Origin of the sequence: Streptococcus sanguinis (genome assembly GCF_050223295.1) — a bacterium.
Taxonomy (GTDB): Bacteria; Bacillota; Bacilli; order Lactobacillales; family Streptococcaceae; genus Streptococcus; species Streptococcus sanguinis_X.
Window position 1 is genome coordinate 478,526 of the sequence record NZ_CP071424.1, and the last position, 21,820, is coordinate 500,345.

17 protein-coding genes are annotated in these 21,820 nt (G+C 45.4%); 15 read left to right on the forward strand and 2 right to left on the reverse strand.

What is annotated here, in order from left to right; all coding sequences use genetic code 11:
• The first annotated feature begins 2 nt into the window (after window positions 1-2).
• The 6 genes from accD (at window position 3) to J1C77_RS02540 (ending at window position 8,481) form a co-directional block, all read left to right on the forward strand.
• Entirely contained in the window at window positions 3-866 is an 864-nt protein-coding gene (gene accD / locus J1C77_RS02515) for an acetyl-CoA carboxylase, carboxyltransferase subunit beta (protein ID WP_002901174.1), read from the forward strand.
• Complete coding sequence (locus J1C77_RS02520) at window positions 863-1,633, forward strand: acetyl-CoA carboxylase carboxyl transferase subunit alpha (RefSeq protein ID WP_002922199.1); 771 nt, start codon at window positions 863-865, stop codon at window positions 1,631-1,633. Before accD ends, J1C77_RS02520 begins: the two co-directional genes overlap by 4 nt.
• Before the next feature lie 199 nt (window positions 1,634-1,832).
• Complete coding sequence (locus tag J1C77_RS02525) at window positions 1,833-2,381, forward strand: carboxymuconolactone decarboxylase family protein (RefSeq protein ID WP_032911848.1); 549 nt, start codon at window positions 1,833-1,835, stop codon at window positions 2,379-2,381.
• Between the two features lie 18 nt (window positions 2,382-2,399).
• The gene (locus J1C77_RS02530; protein ID WP_002922197.1) at window positions 2,400-3,464 is read left to right on the forward strand and encodes an acyl-CoA dehydrogenase family protein; all 1,065 of its coding nucleotides are present in this window, start codon (window positions 2,400-2,402) and stop codon (window positions 3,462-3,464) included.
• A 72-nt stretch (window positions 3,465-3,536) separates the two neighbouring features.
• Window positions 3,537-4,454: a TDT family transporter gene (locus J1C77_RS02535; protein ID WP_002922196.1), complete on the forward strand. Its 918-nt coding sequence runs from the start codon at window positions 3,537-3,539 to the stop codon at window positions 4,452-4,454.
• 328 nt (window positions 4,455-4,782) lie between these two features.
• Window positions 4,783-8,481: a pullulanase gene (locus tag J1C77_RS02540; RefSeq protein ID WP_002922195.1), complete on the forward strand. Its 3,699-nt coding sequence runs from the start codon at window positions 4,783-4,785 to the stop codon at window positions 8,479-8,481.
• Between the two features lie 95 nt (window positions 8,482-8,576).
• On the opposite strand, the gene J1C77_RS02545 is transcribed toward J1C77_RS02540, so the two are convergent.
• Window positions 8,577-9,542: a LacI family DNA-binding transcriptional regulator gene (locus J1C77_RS02545; RefSeq protein WP_002922193.1), complete on the reverse strand. Its 966-nt coding sequence runs from the start codon at window positions 9,540-9,542 to the stop codon at window positions 8,577-8,579.
• Window positions 9,523-10,977, reverse strand: coding sequence for a sucrose-6-phosphate hydrolase (locus J1C77_RS02550; RefSeq protein ID WP_002922192.1), 1,455 nt, complete (start codon window positions 10,975-10,977; stop codon window positions 9,523-9,525). The genes J1C77_RS02545 and J1C77_RS02550 overlap by 20 nt, the downstream gene beginning before the upstream one ends.
• 195 nt (window positions 10,978-11,172) lie before the next feature.
• Between J1C77_RS02550 and J1C77_RS02555 the strand changes: the two genes are divergently transcribed.
• The 9 genes from J1C77_RS02555 to cbiB all read left to right on the forward strand — a co-directional run bounded on the left by J1C77_RS02555 (window position 11,173) and on the right by cbiB (window position 21,814).
• Window positions 11,173-13,137 carry a sucrose-specific PTS transporter subunit IIBC gene (locus J1C77_RS02555; RefSeq protein WP_002922191.1) on the forward strand — a complete coding sequence of 655 codons (1,965 nt, stop codon included), beginning with the start codon at window positions 11,173-11,175 and terminating at the stop codon, window positions 13,135-13,137.
• Between the two features lie 157 nt (window positions 13,138-13,294).
• Window positions 13,295-14,194, forward strand: a complete 900-nt coding sequence (gene scrK, locus J1C77_RS02560; RefSeq protein ID WP_002922190.1) for a fructokinase ScrK — start codon at window positions 13,295-13,297, stop codon at window positions 14,192-14,194.
• 46 nt (window positions 14,195-14,240) lie between these two features.
• Window positions 14,241-14,651 (forward strand): peptide deformylase, encoded by a 411-nt coding sequence (locus J1C77_RS02565; RefSeq protein ID WP_002910562.1) that lies wholly within the window; start codon window positions 14,241-14,243, stop codon window positions 14,649-14,651.
• A gap of 78 nt (window positions 14,652-14,729) precedes the next feature.
• Window positions 14,730-15,065 (forward strand): hypothetical protein, encoded by a 336-nt coding sequence (locus J1C77_RS02570; protein WP_002903845.1) that lies wholly within the window; start codon window positions 14,730-14,732, stop codon window positions 15,063-15,065.
• Between the two features lie 174 nt (window positions 15,066-15,239).
• Window positions 15,240-15,698, forward strand: coding sequence for a MarR family winged helix-turn-helix transcriptional regulator (locus J1C77_RS02575; protein WP_002922188.1), 459 nt, complete (start codon window positions 15,240-15,242; stop codon window positions 15,696-15,698).
• Window positions 15,691-17,457, forward strand: coding sequence for an ABC transporter ATP-binding protein (locus J1C77_RS02580; RefSeq protein WP_002922186.1), 1,767 nt, complete (start codon window positions 15,691-15,693; stop codon window positions 17,455-17,457). Before J1C77_RS02575 ends, J1C77_RS02580 begins: the two co-directional genes overlap by 8 nt.
• Window positions 17,447-19,204, forward strand: coding sequence for an ABC transporter ATP-binding protein (locus J1C77_RS02585; RefSeq protein ID WP_002922179.1), 1,758 nt, complete (start codon window positions 17,447-17,449; stop codon window positions 19,202-19,204). The genes J1C77_RS02580 and J1C77_RS02585 overlap by 11 nt, the downstream gene beginning before the upstream one ends.
• Window positions 19,205-19,503: 299 nt before the next feature.
• Window positions 19,504-20,862, forward strand: coding sequence for a cobyrinate a,c-diamide synthase (locus J1C77_RS02590; RefSeq protein ID WP_042762988.1), 1,359 nt, complete (start codon window positions 19,504-19,506; stop codon window positions 20,860-20,862).
• Between the two features lies 1 nt (window position 20,863).
• Window positions 20,864-21,814 (forward strand): adenosylcobinamide-phosphate synthase CbiB, encoded by a 951-nt coding sequence (gene cbiB, locus J1C77_RS02595; RefSeq protein ID WP_002922174.1) that lies wholly within the window; start codon window positions 20,864-20,866, stop codon window positions 21,812-21,814.
• The last annotated feature ends 6 nt before the right edge of the window (window positions 21,815-21,820 follow it).

A 21,820-nucleotide genomic window follows, 5' to 3' on the forward strand; every position in this document is an offset into this window, starting at 1 on the left:
CGATGGCTTTGTTTTCAAAGAAGGATAAATATATCCGTATCAATCCTAATCGAGCGAGTCGGGAAAAGCCTCAAGCAAAGCCTGAGGTGCCAGACGAACTCTTTTCGAAATGCCCAGGTTGTAAGCATACCATTTACCAAAAAGATCTTGGAAATGACAGTGTGTGTCCTAACTGTGGCTATAATTTCCGTATTTCTGCTCATGAGCGCTTAAATCTAACTGTGGATGAGAACAGTTTTGAGGAGATGTTCACTGGAATTGAAACCAAGGATCCTCTGAACTTCCCAAACTATCAGGAGAAGTTGGCTCTTACCCGTGAGAAGACGGGACTTGATGAGGCTGTTCTGACTGGGACGGCTAGCATCAAGGGGCATAAAACGGCTCTTGGTATCATGGATTCAAACTTTATCATGGCATCTATGGGGACAGTAGTGGGTGAAAAGATTACCCGCCTCTTTGAGTATGCGACAGAGCATAAATTGCCGGTCGTTCTGTTTACGGCTTCTGGCGGTGCCCGGATGCAAGAGGGCATTATGAGCTTGATGCAGATGGCTAAGGTCTCTGCGGCTGTTCAGCGGCACTCTGCTGCAGGCCTCTTCTATTTGACTGTCTTGACAGATCCGACAACTGGTGGTGTCACAGCCTCTTTTGCTATGGAGGGTGATATTATTCTGGCTGAAACTCAGGCTCTTGTTGGGTTTGCCGGTCGTCGGGTTATTGAGTCCACAGTTCGTGAGAAGCTGCCAGATGATTTTCAAAAGGCTGAATTTCTCATGGAGCATGGTTTTGTAGATGCCATCGTCAAGCGTGGTGACATGAGAGATACACTTGCTACCTTATTAGCATTCCATGGAGGTCAAGCATGACAAAAATCACTCGGATTATTAAAGAAGCGCGTGATCAGGCTCGTTTGACTGCGCTGGATTTTGCACAAGGAATTTTTGATAACTTCGTCGAGCTGCATGGAGATCGCTCTTTTCGAGATGACGGTGCGGTGATTGGCGGTATTGGGACGCTAAACGGTCAGCCTGTAACAGTGGTCGGTATTCAAAAGGGTCGTAATTTGCAGGATAATTTGCGCCGAAACTTTGGACAGCCGCATCCGGAAGGCTACCGCAAGGCTCTGCGTCTCATGAAGCAGGCGGAAAAATTTGGCCGTCCTGTGGTAACCTTTATCAATACGGCTGGTGCCTACCCTGGTATCGGTGCTGAGGAACGTGGTCAAGGGGAAGCCATTGCCCGCAATTTGATGGAAATGAGCAATCTCAAAGTGCCGATTATTGCCATCATCATTGGTGAAGGTGGCTCAGGCGGAGCCTTGGCTTTGGCTGTAGCAGACAAGGTCTGGATGCTGGAAAACTCTATGTATGCAGTTCTCAGCCCGGAAGGTTTTGCTTCTATCCTCTGGAAAGACGGCAGCCGCGCTATGGAAGCGGCAGAACTGATGAAAATTACTTCACACGAGCTCTTGCAGATGGAAGTGGTGGATAAGGTTATTCCTGAAAGAGGCTTTAACAACCATGAATTACTGGCTGCAGTGAAAGAAGAAATTGCTGCTGAGTTGGATAGTCTGTCTCAGCTTCCCTTGGAGCAATTACTGGAAAATCGCTATCAGAGATTCAGGAAATATTAAAAAATCGAAGCCAAAAGGCTTCTTTTTCTCATTTCGGCTTCTTGTTTGAAATTGATGTGGAGCTACCTTACGAGGGTAATATATTTTGGTTTGAAAAATCGCATTATATTCTCTTTATAGGACTTATATAAAATATATATTATACAAGCCATTGGTCCTATGTTAAGATAGTTTCTAATTAAAAGAAATGAGGTTTCATATGTCAGAATTTACTATCCACACGATTGAGTCCGCACCAGCTGAGGTAAAAGAAGTCCTGGAAACTGTTCAAAAAGATAACGGTGGCTACATTCCCAATCTTATCGGTCTTTTGGCCAATGCGCCAACGGCTTTGGAAACATATCGGACGGTTGGAGCCATCAATCGCCGTAACAGCCTGACACCGACTGAGCGTGAAGTAGTGCAGATTACGGCTGCAGTTACTAATGGTTGTGCTTTCTGTGTAGCGGGTCATACAGCTTTTTCAATCAAGCAGATTCAAATGAATGATGATCTTTTGGAGGCTCTGCGCAATCGTACTCCGATTGATACAGATCCGAAGCTAGATACACTTGCTAAATTTACCATTGCAGTTATCAATACCAAGGGACGGGTCGGAGATGAGGCTTTGTCAGACTTCCTAGAAGCAGGCTATACGCATGAGAATGCACTGGATGTAGTTCTGGGTGTCAGCCTTGCGACTCTTTGCAATTATGCCAATAACCTGGCCAACACACCAATTAATCCGGAATTGCAGCCTTATGCCTAGTCTTTGAGGAGGTGGCAAATGACATTTTTTTCAGAAGAGTTTATCAACTGGTTGGATGACCACGCTGACCAGATTGACAAAGAATCCTGTGCAGCGGGTAACCAATTGATTGAGCGTATCGCCGCTGAAGGAGCCTTTCGGGTTGGCGTTCCAGAAGAGCTGGGAGGCCGAGGTGGCAATGATACGGATGTGATTGAAGTGCTCAAGGAGCTGGCTCACCATTCTTTGACCGCTTCCTTTATCTCTTGGGGGCAAAGGACCTTTATTGATAACATTTTAAAATCTCCTAATCCCTACTTTAGAGACCACTATTTGGAAGGTCTCCTGTCAGGGGAATATGCAGGTGCGACAGCCCTGTCCAATGCTGTCAAATTCCTGTCGGACTTAGAAGAGTTAAATGTGTCTATTGTGGAGGAAGACGGACAGCTTTATCTCAAGGGACGTCTGCCTTGGGTAACCAATGCTCGCGCGGATCGCTTCCTCAGCATATTTGTTGCTGGTTTCGAAGACGGGAGCCACCAGCCGCTGGTTCTAGCTGTGCCGTCTGACGCAGAGAATTTCTCCCGTTCAGCGGATTTAGAGTTTGTATCTTTGCAAGGGGGAAATACAGCTGCCCTGACCTTTAATCATGTGCCTTTACGAGAGGAATGGATTCTTGCACAAGATGCCCAGGCCTTTTTGGCAGAAAATCGCCCAGCTTTTCTAGGTTATCAGTTTGGTTTGGCTCTTGGCTTAGCAGAGAAGTCTCTGGAGGAGGTTGAAGCTAATCTGTCAGTCCGCTCTATTTTGAGAGAGGAGTGGGAGGAGCAAGTGGCTGCTCTGACTGCGATCCAGGAACAGCTCTATAGAGGTCTTCTCCAGCCTGGTTATTTTGTTGAACGTCCTAAGGAGCTCTTCCAGCTGCGAATTGATATAGTTGATGTGGTGGCCCAAAGTCTGCTCTTGGAGCTGCAGGCTAGTGGAGGCAGAGGATATTTGAGTAATTCGACTTCTGGTTTTATCCGCCGTTGGAACGAAGGAGCATTTCTTCCCATTGTCTCACCGAGTGCAGTCCAGCTGCGGCATATTTTAGAAGTTTCATAGAAATGATAGCAAACAAACGTCTGATTGGCATTGAAAAGGGACTTCAAAACATTACTATAAAGGAGTTGCTTCGTGAACAGCAAACGACCGCCCATTCTCTTATCTGGGTTGATTCTTGGCCTATTTGGTTTGGCCAATCTTTTACTGAACTACCATTCTATCTTTTTCCACTTCTTGAATGGTCTGGCATTGATACTTTGGCTTTATCTGACACTGGCTTTAGTACTGTCATTTTCGGACTATTGGCAGGATTTGCAAAAGGCCCCTTTCTTATCGAGCTTTGCGACTTATCCTATGGCCAGTATGCTATTAGCTGCTTACCTAAACAAGCTTGGTTTACTTTGGATGGGTCAGTTGCTTTGGTATATAGCCTTGCTGCTGCATATTTTTCTAATAGCTATCTTTACATGGAAGTATGTGCTTAAGGCCGAGGGATTATCTTTGACCCCGAGTTGGACGGTCCTCTATGTTGGATTGGCCATAGCAAGCTTGACCCAGGGTGTAGTTCATCAGCCGTTTTTAGGCTATTTGGCTTGGTTTTTTGCTCTGCTACTGAGTTTGATTCTCTATCCCTTGTTTTACAAGGCTAGGCGGGCACAAAGGCTGCCAGATACTTTAAAGCCGCAGTGGGCCATTTACTGTGCACCTTTCTCGCTCCTGCTGGGAAGCTATATTCGTTTAGCTGGTTCTGATGCTGAAGGTTGGTTTGTCGCCTTGCTGCTCCTCTTATCGCAGGCCTTTTATCTCCTGGTTCTATGCCTTTTACCTCGTATTTTCCGACTGGGGCCTCAGCTTAGCTGGTCAGCCTTGACCTTTCCTCTTGTCAATACAGCTTTTGCCCTGAAACTAGGACTTGATTATCTAGGTTGGACCTGGCTTGTTTGGCTAAGTCATGCAGAAGCTCTGCTAGCCGTCGTAATTGTCCTCTATGTTTGTTTTTACTATACAGTCTCATTGCGAGCCAGAAAGATAACAAAAAATCCGAGATGATACTCTTTGAAAATCAGTTTTTGATTTTCTCTGAGTTGATCTCGGATTTTTTTTATTTTAGCAAAATAAGTCTGCATTTAGACTTAGTGATAAGGGAAAAGTTGTGTACAAGTCATCCGTTTTTAAGGTGGTTCATAACTGTCAAAGGTGGTTTAAACCAGAAATAGTTTATCCTAATCATCAAAATCTGCTCAGAGAGCATGAAGTATCTGAGTGAGAAAAACTCTTATTGAAAGCCTTTACAACTTGAAAAAGAATCGGTATAATAAATACAGAAAACGTTTGCATAGATGTTCTCTATAAGAAAAAATAAAGGAGTTTTCTGTTTATGAAAAATAACTATCACCTACAGTCTCAGATGGGCGAAAAGCGTCATTATTTTGGCATCCGTCGTTTAAAAGTAGGAGTAGCCTCTGTTGTCATTGCCTCAGGTTTCCTACTGGGAAATGCCCAATTAGTCCGAGCGGATGAGGCGAGCACATCGACCAGCCCAGCAACAGAAGCAGTCTCTGATATAAATGCGGCAGCCCAACCTAAGTCAGCAGATGAAGAAAAAACTGGAGAGGCAGGTAGTTCAGGAGCGGGGGCTTCAGAGCAGGCTGCTCCAACTGGTGTGCTAGCAGATCAAGCTCCAGCTGGTGCAGGTTCAGAAGCAGCTGGTCAAGAAGCTGCAAATCCAAGTGAAAAAGACAAGCAAGAACCAGCTAGTCAGCCGCAAGCTTCGGCGAAAGACGCTATCGAAGAAGGTAATATTCGCTTTCATTTCAAAACCTTGCCGTCACAAAATCTAGACAGCTTGGGCTTGTGGACTTGGGACGATGTTGAGACACCTTCTAGCCAAAAGGGAGGTTGGCCGACTGGAGCAACTAGCTTTGCGACTGCTAAAGAAGACGACTACGGCTATTATCTTGATGTCAAGATGGCCGAAAAACGAAGCAAGATTAGCCTTTTAATCAATAATACAGCTGGGCAAAATATTACAGGTGACAAGACAGTTGAGCTGCTCAGTCCTCAGATGAATGAGGTTTGGTTTGACACAGACTATCAACCTCATACTTATGAGCCTTTGAAAAAAGGGATGGTTCGAATCAACTACTATCGTACAGATGGGCAGTATGATAAGAAGTCGCTCTGGCTCTGGGGAGATGTCCAAAACCCAAGCAAGAATTGGCCTGACGGAGTGGACTTTGAGAAGACTGGGAAATATGGTCGCTATGTAGATGTTCCTTTGAAAGATGCTGCTAAGATGATTGGCTTTTTACTTTTAGACGAAAGCAAATCAGGAGATGATGTGAAGATTCAAAATCAGGATTATAATTTCACGAATTTGGAAAAAAACAGCCAAATTTTCTTGCGTGATGCGGATCCGAAAGTTTATACCAATCCTTACTTTGTCAACGATATTCGTATGACGGGGGCCCAGCATATTGGCTTGACCGAGATTGAAGCCAGCTTTTCTACCTTAGAGAATGCTAAAAAAGAGGACATTTTAAAGAACTTAAAGATTACAGACAAAGATGGCCATGAAGTCGTTGTTAAAGATGTGGTTCTGGATCCTAAGACCAAAAGTGCCAAATTCATCGGTGATTTTAACCAAGCTCAGTCACCTTATCTTATCAAATATGGCAATGATCAATTCAAAACCAGCATGAACTGGCAGCTGAAGGATAGTATCTACAAGTATGATGGTGATTTGGGAGCACGTGTTTCTCAAGCGGGCAAACAAGTGGACCTAACCTTCTGGTCACCAAGTGCGGACCAAGTTGATTTGGTGGTCTATGACAAAGAAGATCAGAACAAGGTTATTGGACGCTTGGCTATGCAGAAAGGGGAGTCTGGCACATGGACCAGCAGCTTAACGCCTGAGAGCGGCCTGGGGATTTCTGACTATCGTGGCTATTTCTATCATTATGAAATTACTCGCGGCGGCAAAAAGGTTCTTGTGCTGGATCCCTATGCCAAGTCTTTAGCCGCTTGGAACAGTGAAGATGCGGACAAGGGGGATGCTTACAAGATTGCCAAGGCAGCCTTTGTAGATCCAAGTGAATACGGACCGAAAGACCTGACCTATGCTACTATTCCGAACTTTAAGAAGCGGGAAGATGCTTTGATTTATGAGGCGCATGTTCGTGATTTCACCTCTGATCCGGCTATTTCAAAGGATTTGAAATCTCAATTTGGAACCTTCTCAGCTTTCATTGAGAAATTAGATTATTTGAAAGACTTGGGAGTGACCCACGTTCAGCTCTTGCCAGTTCTGAGTTATTACTTTGTAAATGAGCTGAAAAATGCTGAGCGTATGGACAAGTACGCTTCCAGCAACAGCAACTATAACTGGGGCTATGACCCGCAAAACTACTTCTCACTGACAGGTATGTACTCCAGCGCGCCGACAGATCCAGCCAAGCGCATTGAGGAATTCAAAAATCTTGTCAACGAAATTCATAAGCGGGGTATGGGTGTTATCCTGGACGTGGTCTATAATCATACGGCTAAAACCTCTATCTTTGAGGATTTGGAGCCCAATTACTACCACTTTATGGATGCGGATGGTACACCGAGATCCAGCTTTGGCGGCGGCCGCTTGGGTACTACTCACTATATGAGCAGACGGGTCTTGGTGGATTCGATCAAGTACCTGACAGAGCAGTACAAGGTAGATGGTTTCCGCTTTGATATGATGGGGGACCACGATGCTGAGTCCATCCAAAAAGCCTTTGAAGAAGCCAAGAAGCTGAATCCAAATCTCATTATGCTGGGTGAGGGCTGGAAGACTTATGCAGGTGATGAAAATAAAGCTGTCCAGCCGGCTGACCAATCTTGGATGAAGTCAACAGACACGGTAGCAGTCTTCTCAGATGATATTCGCAATACCTTGAAATCAGGTTATCCAAATGAGGGAACACCAGCCTTTATCACCGGTGGCAAACGCAGTGTGGAAAATGTCTTCAAAAACATCAAGGCGCAGCCAACCAACTTTGAGGCGGATAGTCCAGGGGATGTGATTCAATACATCGCCGCCCATGATAATCTGACACTCTTTGATATCATTGCCCAGTCAATCAAGAAAGATCCGGCAGTGGCTACCAATAATCAAGAGATTCATCGCCGCCTGCGTCTAGGAAATCTGATGATTCTGACTTCGCAAGGGACACCATTTATCCACTCTGGTCAAGAGTACGGCCGGACCAAGCAATTCCGTGATCCCGAGTATAAATATCCTGTCTCCGAAGACAAGGTTCCAAACAAAGCGCATTTGTTGACCAATGAAGACGGCACGCCGTTTGACTATCCGTATTTCATTCATGATTCTTATGATTCGAGTGACGCGGTCAACCACTTTGACTGGACCAAGGCGACTGATTCAGATAAGTTCCCTGAAAATGCCAAGAGTCGTGCCTATATGAAAGGCTTGATTGCCTTGCGGAAATCAACGGATGCCTTTACCCGCAGCTCCAAAGATGAAGTGGAGCAAAATGTGACCCTCATCACTCAGCCTGACAAGGATGGTGTTGAGAAAGAAGACCTTGTGCTCGGTTACCAAGTAGTTGCGTCAAATGGCGATATTTATGCGGTCTTTGTCAATGCAGACACCAAGGAACGACAATTCAACTTTGGTCAAGCCTACAAGCATCTAGCAGGTGCAGAGGTTGTGGCAGATGGCAATACCGCAGGAGTGACAGCCATTTCTGATCCAGCAGGTGTCTCCAGAAATAGCAATGGTTTAGCCCTAGCTCCGCTAACAGCGACTATTTTGCGACTTCGAAAAGCGGCCCCAGCTCAGGAAGAAAAATCCCAAGCTCCAGCAGCTCAAGAAGAGCAACTGTCTGCCTCTTTTGTAGCAAACGCTCAGCCTCAGGCTTTATCCTTGGATGGGCAAAAACCTCAGGCTTCAGCAGTAAAAGAAGCGGCTAGCCAAACAGAAAAAATCTTGCCAAAAACGGGAACAAGCACTTCCCTACTGGCACTTTTAGGTGGCTGCCTTGCTTTCCTAGCAGGAGTGCTGATTCTCAGAAAGAAACAGTAATAATTTGATGAATGCCCTGTGAGAAATTTTTAGATTATGGCTAAATAAAGACGACTTCCAATAATGGAGGTCGTCTTTCCTTGTTTATATAAGTTTCAAACACTCTTACCAGGCAAGAGGCTGACTGGTAGGAAATAGCCAGTTGTTTGGACTTCTTGGCCAGCAATTTTTTTGAGGAGCAGGTCTACAGAGAGACGGGCGATATCTTTCAGTGGCTGCTTGATAGTTGCTAGCTGCGGGTAGTAGTTCTCTACAAAGTAGGTGCCGTCGTAGCCAATGATTTTCAAATCTTCAGGAATCTGGATGTCTAGCTCCTGAGCGACTTTCATAATTAAGATGGCTGTCAAATCATCTGAAGCAAAAATAGCATCGGGCTTAGTTTGACTGAGGATTTGCTTGATTTCCATTTCCTTTCGGACGGGAGAAAAATCACTGGATACATTGATAATCGGTGCGTCTGGCAGGACGGAAGCGAAGCCAGCGTGGCGCAGGCCGGTTGGCGAGTTGGAATTGTCATTGCCAGTAATCATGATGATGTTTTGAGCTCCAGCCTTGACCAAGGTCTGGGCCGCCAGCACTCCGCCACCATAGTTGTCTGAGGAGACGACAGGGATATCCGGCGAAAGATTGCGGTCAAAGGCAATGATTGGTGCTGTCACGCGATTGTAGTCCTCGATGCCTAGATTGTGGCTGCCAGAAATGATGCCGTCCACCTGATTGGCTTCCAGCATCTCAAGGTATTCGCGCTCCTTGTCTGAATCATGCTCACTATTGCAGATAATGGTTTTATAGCCCTGTTTAAAGAGCTCATGCTCCAACTTGTCAATCAATTCTGCATAAAAGACATTGCTGATATTAGGGAAAATGAGTCCGATTAGCTTGGCTGATTTACCTTGGAGGCTGCGCGCCAGATTGTTAGGCTTGTAGGCCAGCTCTCGCATGGCTGCCTCAACCTTAGAGATCGTTTTGTCGGACAAGTAGCCCTTTCTGTTGATGACGCGGGAAACAGTTGTGGGGCTGACTCCTGCAAGTTTCGCTACATCAGTTAGCTTTGCGACCATAATCTAATTCATAGTAAATACCGGTTGGATTGCCCTTGGTAATGGCAATGCCTGTCTGGTCTTCTCTCGGGAAGACACGGCCGGAAAATACTTTCTCTCCTTTATTGATGAAAATTTCAAAAATCGATTTATCGATGAAGATAGTAGCGCTCGTTGCTTCTTTGTCAATATTACAGCTTCGGCTGGTTCCAAAGTCCAGAGCAAATGGCTCACCAGCCTGACTGCGGTCAACGGTCACTTGACCTGCCTTGAGGTCGAAGTTGATGCGTAACCCCTTGCCATCCTTGTCTGCAAAGAGGACGATTTCGTGTTCAGTGTCCGCAGCGAGATTCAACTCTAGTTCGTAGCTATTCTTGCTTTCTACCAAAGCAGCGAAAGGTTGTTCCTCTGCTCGCAAATTCTTGATAGCAGGCACGGGGTATTGATAGAGCTTGCCGTCTTTCAGGGTTAATTCCTTGACGAGAGAGAAGGCCCCTTGATGGTCGAAGCGGTCAGATGGGTATTCCACATCAGGCAAACCTAGCCAGCTGACAGCGAGTGCACGGCCGTCAGGCGCGTTAAAAGCTTGGGTCGCGTAGCAGTCGAAGCCGTAGTCCAAATTTTGGATAGGGCTAGGATTAATCATAGCAGCTTTGTTTGTGTCAAACGATTGACCTATTTTATACATGTTTGGATAAATGTTGCCATAATCCAGCACGTCCTTGGACAAACCTTGAGGGCAATAGAGCAGGATTGGCTGGTCGTTGATAAAGACTAGATTAGGACACTCCATCATATAGGATGTCTTGTCATTGGTGAAGTCCAAATTGCCGACGACTTCCCAGTTGGTATAGTCGTTATCAACAGCCTTGTACAGCTTGACATAGCCTTGTTTGTTTAGATTTTGTCCTCCGACGATAGCATAGAATTGTCCTTTGTAGTTGAAAATCTGGGGATCGCGGAAGTGGTCGGTCGCTTCAGTAGGCTGCTCAATCAAGACCTTGTCAATTTTTTTGAGATTGCCTGATTTATCTAACAAGGCACCGATTTGATAAGGATGACGCACCCAGTTTTCATCACGAACATTGCCAGTATAGAAGAGAAAGAGCTTGTCGTCAAACTGCATGGCAGAGCCAGAATAGGCGCCGTGGCTGTCCAGAGCAGTATCTGGCAGCACTCGAAGACCAGTTTCCGTGAAGTGAACTAGGTCGTCACTTTCCATCTGGACCCAGCACTTGAGACCGTGAGCTGCTCCGAAAGGAAAGTTTTGGTAGAAAACCACCCACTTGCCGTCAAAATAAGAAAAGCCATTGGGGTCATTGAGCAGACCTGTTTGAGGCTCTACATGGTAATTAGCCCGCCAAGGAGATTTAGCGATATTGTCTTTGATGTGCTGTAGCTCTTCCTGAGTCCAGTCTTCATAGCGTTTGTAGCGTTTTTCAGTCGTCCAAGCCAATCTTTTATCCTCCGAATCATATTATTTCTTATTACTATAGTAAACGTTTTCCGATGAAAAATCAACATTTAACAGTGAAAAAATATTTTTTCTGCAAAACGCTTGACATATTTTTGAATCATGGTAAAATAATATTCGTAAAGGCGATAAAATCGCTTTCAAAAGTTAAAAATATTTATAAGGAGATTTTTGCAAATGAATAATACTGACATTGCAAAAAAAGTCATCGAAGCCCTTGGCGGACGTGAGAATGTTAACAGTGTGGCTCACTGTGCGACTCGCTTACGCGTGATGGTTAAAGATGAAGGTAAAATCGACAAAAATACTGTCGAAAATCTGGAAAAAGTTCAGGGTGCCTTCTTTAACTCAGGCCAATACCAGATTATCTTTGGTACCGGTACGGTTAATAAAATCTATGACGAAGTTGTAGCTTTAGGATTGCCAACTTCATCAAAAGATGACATGAAAGCAGAAGCTGCTAAGCAAGGGAATTGGTTCCAACGCGCCATCCGTACATTTGGTGATGTATTTGTTCCAATCATCCCAGTTATCGTAGCAACAGGTCTCTTCATGGGTGTTCGTGGACTCTTGAACGCTCTTGGAATGACGCTTCCAGATGATGTGAAGACCTATACAGAAATCCTTACGGATACAGCCTTCATCATCTTGCCTGGTTTGGTTGTTTGGTCAACTTTCCGTGTATTTGGTGGAAATCCAGCTGTTGGTATCGTCCTTGGTATGATGCTGGTGTCTGGCTCGCTTCCAAACGCTTGGGCAGTAGCATCAGGTGGCGAAGTGACTGCCATGAAATTCTTTGGCTTCATCCCAGTTGTTGGTTTGCAAGGTTCTGTTCTTCCAGCCTTCATTATAGGGGTTGTTGGAGCTAAGTTTGAAAAAGCTCTCCGCAAGGTTGTGCCAGATGTCTTGGATCTCTTGGTGACACCATTCGTTACGCTTTTTGTAATGTCTATCCTTGGACTTTTCATCATAGGACCAGTATTCCACGTTGTTGAAAACTACATTTTGTTTGGAACAAAAGCAATCCTTGCTTTACCATTTGGTTTAGGCGGTTTGGTGATTGGTGGAGTTCACCAATTGATTGTCGTATCAGGTGTTCACCACATCTTCAACTTGCTTGAAATTCAGTTACTTGCTACTGATAAGGTGAATCCATTTAATGCAATTATCACTGCTGCCATGACAGCCCAAGGTGCAGCTACTGTAGCCGTTGCGTTCAAAACGAAAAATCCTAAATTAAAAGCTCTTGCTTTCCCAGCTGCTCTTTCTGCCTTCCTTGGTATTACAGAGCCGGCTATCTTCGGGGTTAACTTGCGTTACCGCAAACCCTTCTTCCTTTCATTGATTGCTGGTGCAATTGGTGGTGGCTTGGCATCTCTCCTTGGGCTTGCCGGTACTGGTAATGGTATCACTATCATCCCTGGTACAATGCTTTACATCGGTAATGGACAACTCTTACAATATCTCTTCATGGTAGCTGTATCATTTGCTCTTGGATTTGCATTGACTTATATGTTTGGTTTTGAAGATGAGAAAGATGAGTGGCAAGATAAAATGACAGATGTTTTATCAAAAGCTTCAATCCCTAGCGTTGCTTTGAGAGTTGCACTTGATAAAAAAGATGAAAAAGCCGAAACTGAAAAACTGGTCGAAGAAGAAACAACTGGTAATGTGTCAGCTGCCCTCCAAGACGAAACGATTATTTCTCCAATTGTTGGTCAGGCAGTAGCTTTGAGCGATGTGAATGATCCTGTATTCTCTAGCGGAGCGATGGGACGAGGAATTGCTATCAAACCTAGCGAAGGTGTGGTTTATGCTCCGGCTGATGCAGAAGTTACGATTGCATTCGCGACTGGCCATGCTTATGGTTTGAAGACAGCCAATGGTGCTGAAATTCTGATTCACGTCGGAATCGACACAGTGTCTATGGGCGGCGAAGGTTTTGACCAAAAAGTTGCTCAAGGCGACAAGGTCAAAGCTGGTGATGTGCTGGGAACATTTGAAGCTGAGAAAATTGCAGCTGCTGGTCTGGATGATACGACTATGGTCATCGTTACCAACACAGCTGACTATGCTTCTGTGACTCCAGTAGCAGAAGGAGCTCTTGCTAAAGGCGACGCAATTATCGAAGTGAAAGCCTAATGGAATTTAGAAAACGAACAAAAGTTGATTTGTTCGTTTTTTCTAATAACGTAAGTCTATCTATAAGAGTGTCATAAGGAAAGTTTTTGGTAAATAGTCTGCAAGAGATATGCTATAATGAATAGAGTAGAAATCAAATTTTAAAAGAGGATTTATAATGACAAAATTGTATGGAAGTTTGGAAGCGGGCGGCACTAAGTTTGTCTGTGCTGTAGGCGATGAACGATTTGAAGTTGTTGAAAAGACACAGTTTCCAACGACCACGCCTATTGAAACGCTAGACAAGACGATTGAGTTCTTTTCTCGTTTCGACAATCTGGTTGGTCTGGCTGTTGGATCTTTCGGGCCAATTGATATTGACCCTAATTCAAAGACTTACGGCTTTATCACGACTACGCCTAAGCCGCACTGGGCTAATGTGGATATTGTCGGAGCTTTGCGCCGGGCCCTCAATGTGTCCATTTACTTTACGACGGATGTTAATAGTTCAGCTTACGGTGAAGTAGTAGCCCGCAACAATGCTGGCGGCCATATTGAAAATCTGGTCTATTATACGATTGGGACAGGAATCGGTGCTGGTGCTATCCAGCGAGGCGAATTTGTAGGGGGGACAGGCCACCCAGAGATGGGGCATTATTATGTAGCTAAGCACCCTATGGATGTAGAAAAAGAGTTCAATGGCGTTTGTCCTTTCCACAATGGCTGTTTGGAAGGATTGGCGGCTGGACCAAGCTTAGAGGCACGGACCGGAGTTCGTGGGGAAAATATTAAACTCAATAGTTCTGTCTGGGATATTCAAGCTTACTATATTGCTCAGGCGGCTATTCAGGCGACAGTAACTTTCCGTCCAGATGTCATCGTCTTTGGTGGTGGGGTTATGGCTCAGCAGCACATGCTGGATCGGGTTCGTGAGAAATTCACAGTTCTTCTGAATGGCTATTTGCCAGTTCCTGATGTCCGTGACTATATCGTGACACCGGCTGTTGCTGGAAATGGCTCCGCAACGCTGGGCAACTTTGTACTGGCTAAAGAAGTTAGTGAGCGCCACGCAAAATAAGCTTAGAGGGTCTGATTTATCAGACCCTCCTCTATGAGGAAAAATAATGGAAAAAGCAATTGTCAAAGATATTTTCTTTCTGCAGCAGCTGTCTGAGCGGGCTAGCAGAGAAGACCTTTATCTGGCTCAAGACTTGCAGGATACTCTGCAGGCCAATCGAGAAAACTGTATAGGGCTCGCAGCAAATATGATTGGTGTCCGTAAGCGGGTCATTATCTTTCTATATGGCTTGGTGCCGGTAGTCATGTTTAATCCGGTGCTGCTCTCTAAGTCAGGCCCTTATAAGACAGAAGAGGGCTGCCTGTCCTTGGTTGGAAGCCGTCCCACTCAACGTTATCAGGAAATCACAGTCGATTATCTGGATAAACATTGGCAGCAGCAGACCATGACCTTGAAAGGCCTGCCTGCCCAAATCTGCCAGCATGAATTGGATCATTTGGAAGGGATTATCATTTAGAAAAATTTGACAAAATTGCAAAAAATGTCTAAAATTAGAGATAATTAGCAGAATAATATTGAAGGAGGCAAGATGTAAATGAAAACAAAAACTTTAGCACTGATAAGCGGTCTGGTTGGTTTGATTGGAGGGACTATTTTGCTGCTCTCGAATATCTTTTTTGTTCCTTTTTCAGCCCTACTAGGTGATTCTGGCCTGAATTTACTGGGAGCGGTGATTAAATTGGCAGCTCTGGGATTGGGAATTACTTCCTTGGCTTATTACAAAGGTCAAATGCGTTTCAGTGTCGCAGCGGGCGTCCTCCTTATCGTCGGAAGCAGCAACATCGCGCCCATTCCATTTATAGGCTGGATTGCAGGCATTCTCCTTATCATTGGAGGGGCTCTATTCCTCGCTTCTTCTTCAAAATTTTAATGCGGGACCAATCAATTTTTAGGCTGTTTGTCAGTTTGAAAGGAAGGGTGAAGAAATTTTCTTCGCTTTTTTTCTTGTTGAAAAAATAGTTCTCATGGAAACTTTTTTCTTGACTTTCTTTTTTCTTGTGTTAAAATAGTTCTCACGAAAACTATTTTTACAAAGGATACAGGTATGGATAAGCCTTTACTGGAATTGAAGCGTTTTGGACGAAAGATTCATCTCATAGCGGAAAAGCTTGCCAAGGAGCAAGGGATTGAGTCCATGGCTGGGCCTCAGGGGCAGGTCTTGCATATTGTCGCCTGTCGTATGGAAGAGGGGAAGGATACCCTTATCAAGGATATTGAGCAGAAGTTGGATATTTCCAAATCGGTGGCCTCTAACTTAATGAAAAGGATGGAGAAGAATGGCTTTATCCAACTGGAAACGAGCAAGACAGACAAGCGGGCCAAGTATATCCGCCTTACTTCGCAGTCGCAGGAAAGAATGAAAAAAATCCGTGACTTTTTTGATGAAATGAACCTTTCTATTTTGAATGGTGTTTCTGAGCAGGAACTGCTGATTTTTTCTCAAGTCATGGCCAAGTTTTATCAGAATATCGAAAGTTTAGAAAATGGAGGGAAAGATGTTTAAGTTATTTAAACGGCTGACGGTAAGGGAAGTGAGCATGATTGTTCTCAGTGTGCTCTTCACCTTCCTAACAGTATATTTGGAATTAGAAGTTCCAACCTATATTTCGACGATTACAGAGCTATTGCAAACGCCGGGGACTGGTTTGGCGGATTTGTGGGAGCCAGGTCTGAAAATGATTGGTCTGTCTTTTGCTAGCTTGCTGTCAGCTATTGTGGTTGGCTTTTTTGCCGCTCGTATAGCAGCTAGCTTTACCCAGAGTTTGCGGAGCGATATTTTCAACCGTGTGCTGGACTATTCGCAGACGGAAATTAAGAAATTTTCGATTCCTAGTCTGCTGACTCGGACAACCAATGACATTACCCAGGTACAGACCTTAATTACCATGGGGCTGCAGGTGGTGACTAGGGGACCGATTATGGCGATTTGGGCTATGACCAAGATTATTGGCAAGTCCGAGAACTGGCTGATAGCTGTTCTTATTGCTGTTATAGTCAATATCCTGCTGACAGTAGTTTTGGTGACATTGGCCTTTCCTAAGCAGTCAGTTGCGCAGCGCTTGGTCGATAAGCTAAACAGCGTCACTAGAGAGAGTCTGACTGGGATTCGCGTGGTCCGAGCTTACAATGCTGAGGATTATCAGGATAAGAAGTTTGCGGCGGCCAATGATGAAGTAACCCGGCTCAATCTTTTTATCGGTCGTCTAATGGCTATGATGAATCCAGTTATGATGGGGATTTCTAGCGGCTTGACACTGGCGATTTACTGGATTGGTGCTTATTTAATCCAGGAGGCTGGGCTGCAGGAGCGTCTCCCACTCTTCAGTGATATGGTTGTCTTTATGTCCTATGCTATGCAGATTGTGATTGGATTCTTGCTCATGGGTGCTCTCTTCATCGTCCTGCCTCGGACCATTGTATCGGCTGGCCGGATTAATGAAGTACTGGACCTGCATTCTTCTATCACCAGTCCGGAACAGCCTAAGGCAGCATCGGATAGCAAGGGAGAGGTGGTCTTTCGAGATGTGTCCTTCCGCTATTCCAAGAATTCAGAAGCGGTCATTGAGCATGTTAGCTTTACAGCGCAGGCTGGTGATACCGTGGCCTTTATCGGTTCAACCGGTTCAGGGAAATCCACGCTAGTCAATCTCATTCCTCGTTTCTATGATGTGACTGAAGGAGAGATTCTGGTAGATGGTGTCAATGTTCAAGATTACCAGCTGGAAGACTTGCACAATAAGGTTGGTTACATCCCGCAAAAGGCGGTGCTTTTCTCTGGAGATGTTGAGAGCAATCTGGACTTCGGTCAAAGCAAAGAAAGCCCGCTGGATGAGCAGAAAATGTGGGAGGCTCTTGATCTGGCACAAGCCAAGCCCTTTGTTCAAGAGAAGGAAAAGGGGCTGAAAGCAGAAGTGGCTCAAAGCGGGACCAACTTCTCTGGTGGCCAGCGTCAGCGTTTGGCCATTGCCAGAGCTTTGGCTCGTAAGCCAGAAATCCTCATCTTTGACGACTCCTTCTCAGCCCTAGACTATAAGACAGACCGCATTTTGCGAAAGGAACTGGCTGAGCGGACGCAGGATATGACCAAGCTGATTGTGGCACAGCGGATTTCTACTATCATGGATGCGGATCAAATCTTGGTCTTGGATGCTGGTAAGGTGGTCGGTCAAGGTACCCACCGAGAGCTTTTGGCCAGCAACGAAGTCTATCAAGAAATTGCCTACTCACAACTATCCAAGGAGGAATTAGAAAATGGAAAATAAGAAGCCTTCATTATTTAGCCAGATAAGGCCTTATCTCAAAGGCTTCCAGCTTCCTCTTGCTTTGGCATTTGTGGGAGCTGTCTTGTCAAACATTATCACGGTCTATGGGCCAAATAAATTAAAAGAAATTACCAATCTCATTTCTGATGGTCTGGCTACCAGCATTGATTTAAAATCTGTGTCTCAGATTGCCTTTCTGCTGACCGTGTTCTATGCAGTCGGAGCCTTGCTCAACTACGGCCAGTCCTTTATCATCAGTACAGTTATTCAGTATTTCTCCAAGCGGCTGCGGACGGCCATTGCAGAGAAAATTAACAAGCTGCCGTTGGGCTATTTCGATGGTCATTCTCAAGGAGATACACTGTCGCGCGTGACCAATGACGTGGATACAGTCGGCCAATCCCTCAACCAGAGTCTGGGGAATGTTATCTCTGCCAGCCTGCTCTTGGTGGCTGTGGTTTTGACCATGTTCTTCATGAACTGGATCTTGGCCTTGGTAACCATCTTGGCTACTGTACTCGGTTTTGTCTTTGTCGGGCTCATCATGGGCAAGTCTCAGGGTTATTTCACCGCCCAGCAAAACGATCTGGCGGCTGTCAACGGTTATGTAGAGGAAATGTACTCCGGTCATAATGTCGTTACCAGCTATAATGCCATTGAGCAGTCAAAGGAGCGCTTTGCGGTTCTCAACCATAATCTCTATAACAGTATTTGGAAGTCTCAATTTATCTCTGGCATGATGATGCCGCTCATGTTCTTTACGGGGAATTTCGCCTATGTGCTGGTTATTTTGGTCGGTGCTGCTCTGGCGATTAATGGCTCTATTAGTATCGGAATTATTGTCGCCTTTATGGTTTATGTGCGGACCTTCTCTCAGCCATTGTCACAGATTGCTCAAGGTATCACTGTCTTGCAGCAGGCTGGTGCAGCACTGGTTCGTGTCTTTGAATTTCTAGCTGAGCCGGAGATGGAAGACGACCAGCATAAAGAGCGGCAGCTTGCTGCTGTCAAGGGAGATGTTGCCTTTGAAGATGTCTTCTTCGGTTACAAGCCAGACCAGACAATCATTCATGATTTCTCAGCCCAGGCCAAAGCCGGACAGAAGATTGCCATTGTCGGCCCGACGGGTGCTGGTAAGACGACTATCGTTAATCTCCTTATGAAGTTCTATGAAATTAATAAAGGGCGTATCAGCATTGATGGTATAGATATTAAGGATATGAAACGCTCCGAGGTTCACGATGCCTTTTCAATGGTCTTGCAGGATACCTGGCTCTTTGAGGGGACGATTCGGGAGAACTTGATTTACAATCAGGAGCATGTGACTGATGAAGCAGTTGTTGCTGCAGCGAAGGCGGTCGGTGTTCATCACTTTATCATGACTCTGCCGCAGGGCTATGATACAGTGCTGGATGACACGGTCAACTTATCGGTCGGTCAGAAGCAGCTGCTGACCATCGCTCGTGCTCTGCTGAAAGATGCGCCGCTCTTGATCTTGGATGAGGCAACTTCGTCAGTTGATACGCGGACGGAGGAGCTGATTCAAAAGGCTATGGACAAACTCATGGAGGGCCGGACTTCCTTTGTCATTGCCCACCGACTGTCTACTATCCGTAATGCGGATCTTATCTTGGTCATGCGCGATGGAAATATCATCGAGCAGGGCAACCACGATGAACTCATGGCTCAGAATGGCTTCTATGCGGACCTCTATAATAGTCAGTTTGTAGAGGAAGATGCAGGTTGATGCTCAAATAAAACATCAGGAATGTTCGTTTTTCTGATGTTTTTTTAAATTTAACAGAATTGTAAAAAATGCTCAATTTTCAGTGAAGACGCTCTAAAATCCTGACTTTTTTCGCAGATGCTCTATCAAAAACTTGACAGTTTTTATGCTTTATATTAAAATAAATTTAATATAAGAACTGAAAGCGAACACAACGGGGTGTTTGCTCTACATAATAAGTGAGCAACGGTGCTACAAAAAAATAAAAATTCCTTATTTTTTTGTAGTACTTTTTTTATCAGCGAATCTGGAGTAAAGCGATGAAGCAATTTATGCTAGCTGGTGTTTCCAGCGGTGTTGGAAAGACTACAGTTACCCTAGGGATTTTGAAAGCTCTGGCAGACAGAGGTTATCAGGTCCAGCCTTATAAGGTAGGACCTGATTATATTGATACAGCTTATCATAGTCGGATTACCAAGCGACCGTCGCGGAATGTGGACAGCTTTATGATACCGGACGATCAGAGTCTGGCTTGGTCCTACTATAAATGGCATGGAGATGCTGATGTGGCAGTGGTCGAAGGAGTCATGGGGCTCTTTGATGGTCTGGGAACGGACAAGGACTGTGCGTCTTCTGCTTCTGTTTCTAAGAAGCTGGGCATTCCGGTTATCTTGATTATTGATGGGAAGGCAACATCCACCTCAGCAGCTGCTATGGTCCATGGATTTGCGACTTTTGATTCGGATTTGGATATTGCTGGGGTCATTATCAATCGGGTGGCTTCACAGACTCACTTTGAACTCATCAAGGGCGCCATTGAGCGTTATACAGATGTGGAAGTGCTGGGCTATCTGCCTAAGAATGCAACAGCAGAGCTGCCATCACGTCACCTGGGTCTAATCCCTGACGTAGAAATGGATGATTTGGACCGTCGATTTGAGGAATTGGGAGCGGCAGCAGCCAAGTATATAAATCTAGATAGATTGCTGGAAAAGGCAGAACTTCCCGATAAGCAGATGGCCAATCCTTTTCATATCCGCAACGATCAGACCTTGACTTTGGCCTATGCCTTGGATGATGCTTTCCACTTTTACTACGAAGATAATCTGGACTTTCTAAGAGAGCTCAATGTCCAGCTGGTACCTTTCAGCCCTCTGAAAGATAAGGAACTGCCAGCAGCAGATGCATATTATTTTGGTGGCGGTTTTCCAGAAGTCTACGCTCAGGAGCTGATGGCAAATGCTGACTTTCGGGCTTCGGTTAAGAAAGCTCACGAGCAGGGGCGGCCAATCTACGCAGAATGCGGCGGACTCATGTATCTGGGAGAGATACTGGAAGTAGATGAGCAGGTCTATGAAATGGTTGGAATTTTCAAGGGCAAGAGCCTGATGACCCCCGGCCTGAAAAGCTTTGGTTATTGCCAAGCAGAAACGCAGGTAGACAGTCTTTTTGGTCCTAAAGGTACAGCGGTCAGGGGACATGAGTTTCACCATTCGGTCTTTGAGACGGAGGAAGATACAGTCCTCAAGCTAGAGAAGGTCAGAGACGGTCAGGTCGTAGCTGCCTGGACAGGCGGTTATCAAAAGGGCCGGACCTTTGCTAGCTACCTGCATGTTCATTTTTATCAGGATGAGCAGCTGCTGGCCAACTGGCTGAACTATATCAAAGAGGCGAACTGATATGACACTCATTGCAATTTTTTTGGCCGTCTTACTGGACTGGCTCATTGGCGACCCCTATAGCTGGCCTCATCCAGTCAAGTGGATGGGTTCCTATATTTATTTATGTATGCGTTTGCAGGAGAAAAGGCAGTTTTCGCCCTATCTATTTGGCTTCTTCCTCTGGCTGACAACAGTAGGACTGGCGCTGGGAGTGAGCTACGGGTTGCTCTGGCTGGCTGGTCTGGTTCATCCCGTCCTCTACTGGATCGTCTGGATCTATCTGGCCTATGCCAGTCTGGCAGCTAAAAGTCTGGCTTTTGAGGCCCAAAAAGTTTACCATACGCTCAAGTTTGGAACTTTGGAAGAAGCTAGAAAACAAGTTGGCATGATTGTCGGCCGTGAAACTTCCCAGCTGACTCCAGAGGAAATCAGCAAGGCGACAATTGAGACGGTGGCTGAAAATACCAGTGACGGGGTTATCGGGCCTCTGCTCTGCCTCTTTCTAGGAGGACCCATTCTAGCCATGACCTATAAGGCCATCAACACCTTAGATTCTATGGTAGGCTATAAGACGGAGAAATATCGCAAAATCGGCTTGATATCCGCTAAGATGGATGATCTGGCCAATCTGATTCCTGCGCGTTTGACGTGGCTGTTCTTGATTCTCAGTAGTCAGATTTTACTGTTGGATGTCAAAGGAGCCCTGCGGATTGGCTGGCGGGATCGCTACCAGCATGCCAGTCCCAACAGTGCTTTTTCGGAGGCAGTTGTAGCTGGAGCTTTGGGCATTCAGCTGGGTGGACCGCACGTCTATCACGGAGAGCTAATCGAGAAGCCGACCATTGGAGAAGCTTCCAGACCGGTTGCGGCGGATGATATTCAGACGGCTATCTCTCTGCTTTATACAAGTACCATGACAGGTTTAATCTTGTTCACTCTTTTTTATTTAGTAAAGCAAGCATATTTCTAGGAGTAT